Consider the following 3,734-nt stretch of genomic DNA (forward strand, 5'->3'; position numbering starts at 1 on the left):
GGCCTGTCATTACTTTAAAATCGGAAAAGTTGATATTGAAATTATTATTGAAAGATGGTTTCAATGAGGGGTTACCAATCTGGAGGTTAAGCGGGTCGTCATTCACACGGATAGGCTGGAGATCATTAATATCCGGTTGCCGGGTATAGCCGGTATACTGCACCGTAAGGCGGCGCTGTTGCGAAAAGCTATACCGGAACATTGCCCTGGGATACCAGTTAACAAAATCGCGTTTCACTTCGTTATTCCGGAACATGTCTTTCTGGCTGAAGCTGGTAAGCCCCACGTTACCGCCTATATTAATACGGATCTTGTTTTTCGTATAGCCATAACGGATACCACCTTTATGCGTAAATATATTAAAGGCATAATCGCTGCTATACAGGGAATCCAGGGCGGTATACTTACCATCTGTTTGCTGGTTATAGGAGTTCCTGTTGGAATGACTGTTATCTATATTAATACCATAGTTGAATAACAGGGAAGATGCTGCAGACAATGGCTCCGTATAAGCAAGATTACTGATAATGCTGATTTTTTCATTATTCGTGGTTTTCAGCTGATCTATATTTTGCACGGAATCCGGCTTTCCCTGTTTAAAATACTCCGTATAGGCATCCAGCATACCTTCCCCGTTGGTCCTGGAATAATTCTCCGCGAGATCCAGTGATAGCGTACGTCCCTTTTTCTTCAGCTTCTTGCGCCACAGCAAATTGGCGTTCATGCTCCCGATATCCGATACATTCGACGTTTTACGTTCACCACGGTTTACCACCATATCATTCAACTCCATCCCGCTGGAACTAAGCCTGTTGGATATTTTATGATCCAGCCCTCCGTCTATTTGCAGTTTGATGGAGGAAGTGGAGTCAAACTGACGTTCATAGCTGCCATTCGCGCGGTTCCGGAGAATGTTGTTATGAAAATTTTCTTTAGTGTGATTATAATAGATAGTATCAGGTAAGATGTTCTGGGAAATATCCTCACTCTTTCCATCTATATATAACTTCATGATCTTATAGTTGGCATTAACGTTCTGCCGGTCCCGGTCCCATTTATCCGAGTAATGCAATCCCCCGGTTTGCACTAACGGATAGCCGTCGCCGTTATAACGGCCATCCCAGCTGTCCAGTTCATCTCCATTGAAAGTAAATTCCATGTCGCCATCCTCATTAATGGCAATATCCCCGGTACCGGAACCGAACTTTTCCCTGTCGCCCCAGTCGAGCCCTACCTTACCAGTGTTTGACACAATACCAAACGCCGCCAGCTTCTTCTTTCCGCGGAATACATTCAGCATGGCCTGGCTGTCGTGAAAACCGTTGTCACCGGCGCCTACTGCCACTTTCCCAAAGTAGCCGCGCTTCTTATCTTCCTTTAGCTGGATATTAATGGTTTTCGATCGCTCCCCGTCATCAATACCGGTAAAAGTTGCCTGGTCGCTTTTCTTATCATACAATTGTACTTTATCCACCATATCCGCCCGCAGGTTCTTGGTAACCAGTGTAGGGTCATCTCCAAAAAATTCTTCCCCGTCTACCAATACTTTTTTTATGGTTTCTCCCTGCGCGGTAATTTGTCCTTTCCCATTTACCTGTATACCCGGCAGTTTCTTCAACAGCTCTTCCACGGAGGCGTTGGGAGCGGTTTTATAACTATCTGCGTTAAATTCCGTAGTATCCCCCTTCATTTTGATAGCAGCCACCTTTTGCTGTATCACTACCTCGTGCAGTAAACGTGATTTCAACGTCAGCATAATTTTATTAAGCTGTACTCCGGAGGTATCCGATAACGTTAACGGCTCTACGTAATCGGCAAAGGCAGGATAAGTGATCATCAGCAGGTACTTCCCTGCCTTGAGGTTCGTTAATTCAAAATGTCCTTTTTCATCGCTCCTGGTAAACTTATATAAAATGGAGTCTTTTGCCTGCAGCAATGCTACCACTGATCTGGATAGCTGCACATGATTAAGTGTGTCTGATACATTACCCTTAACGGAAGCCTGCTGCGCCAGGCAGCATTGGGTAATGCCCATACCGAGAATCAAACCGGATAGTTTCTTCATTGATGGAGTATACAGGTTATTGGGTACAGATGCTATGATGTTAAAATTCCATAATAAAAACGGAACTTATATTGCCATGTCTGATAAACATCTGTTAAATGGACATCCTACTTATCATGTAGAGAAAGAATATTAATAAAAAGATAACCGGTAGAAAGATGTGATAATCATGTGCCCTTCATTTTTGAAATCCATAATTTATTGTATCTTTTTGAAATTATCTACTCCCGTTATGAAGCACGAAAATTCATTAAGAAGCGCTAATTGGTTTGCCCGTGAAGGCAAAGATGGTTTTATATACCGCGCCTGGCTAAAGAAGCAGGGCATTCCCCAACATGAACTGGAAGGCAAGCCTGTTATAGGTATCTGCAACACCTGGTCGGAGCTTACACCCTGCAATTCCCATTTCAGGGAACTGGCGGAAGCGGTGAAGCGGGGCGTGATAGAAGCCGGTGGCTACCCGCTGGAATTTCCTGTAATGTCGTTAGGTGAAACGCTGATCAAACCAACCGCCATGCTGTACCGCAACCTGGTAAGTATGGATGTGGAGGAATCTATCCGTGCCAATCCCATCGATGGCGTAGTGCTGTTATGCGGTTGCGATAAAACCACACCAGCGTTAGTGATGGGCGCCTGCAGCGTAAACATTCCTACCATTGTGGTATCGGGAGGCGCAATGCTTACCGGCAGGCACAGGGGCCACAGCATTGGTACCAGCGATATCTGGCGGTTCAGTGAAGATGTAAGGGCCGGCAGGATGACCAACGAAGAACTGGCGATGGCTGAAGCCGGTATGTGCCGCAGCGACGGGCATTGTGCTGTAATGGGTACTGCCTCTACCATGGCCTGTATGGTGGAATCCCTCGGTTTGTCGCTCCCACAGAACGCAGCGATCCCCGCGCCGGATGCAGCCCGTAAAGTACTGGCCCACCTGTCCGGAAACGAGATTGTGTCAATGGTCAGGGAAAACCGGCGGTTAACAGATATTCTTACCAGGGAAGCTTTTGAAAACGCCATCCGTGTAAATGCGGCCATTGGCGGCTCCACCAATTTTGTGCTCCATCTGCTGGCCATTGCCGGCCGTATAGGCGTGGAACTGAACCTGCAGGATATGGATACCTTTTCCGCCAACATCCCGCTGATCGCCAATCTCCAGCCCTCAGGCAGTTACTTCATGGAAGACCTTTATTATGCCGGCGGATTGCCGGCTGTGATCAACGCCCTGCTGGATCATCTCCACAAAAACTGTATCACTGCCAATGGCAAAACCATTGAAGCAAACTATACAAATGCCGTAAGCTATAATAAGGAGGTAATTTCATCCATAAACGATCCTTTTAACGTGGTGTCGGGCATCGTGGTACTAAAAGGCAACATCTGCGAAGAGGGCGCCGTTATCAAACCTTCTGCTGCAAGTCCGCACCTGATGAAGCATACCGGCAAAGCTGTGGTGTTTGAAGACATAGACGATTACAAAAAAAGGATCGATGATCCTGCATTGGATGTGGATGAAAACAGTGTACTGGTACTTAAAAATGTGGGGCCTAAAGGTTACCCGGGCATGCCTGAAGTAGGCAATCTCGGGCTGCCGGCGAAGTTACTGGCCAAAGGCATCACTGATATGGTGCGCATTTCCGACGGACGGATGAGCGGCACCGGCTTTGGCACC

2 protein-coding genes are annotated in these 3,734 nt (G+C 46.7%); one reads left to right on the forward strand and one right to left on the reverse strand.

Annotated elements, in window-relative coordinates:
* The coding region (locus VN105_RS13095; RefSeq protein ID WP_325641551.1) for an outer membrane beta-barrel protein at positions 1-2,065 on the reverse strand (2,065 nt) is incomplete at its 3' end.
* 232 nt (positions 2,066-2,297) lie between these two features.
* Here VN105_RS13095 and VN105_RS13100 point away from each other — a divergent pair.
* Positions 2,298-3,734 (forward strand): dihydroxy-acid dehydratase (locus VN105_RS13100; protein ID WP_325641553.1); only part of this gene is annotated, 1,437 nt, incomplete at its 3' end.

It is taken from the genome of Chitinophaga sp. (assembly GCF_035564935.1).
Lineage (GTDB): Bacteria > Bacteroidota > Bacteroidia > Chitinophagales > Chitinophagaceae > Chitinophaga.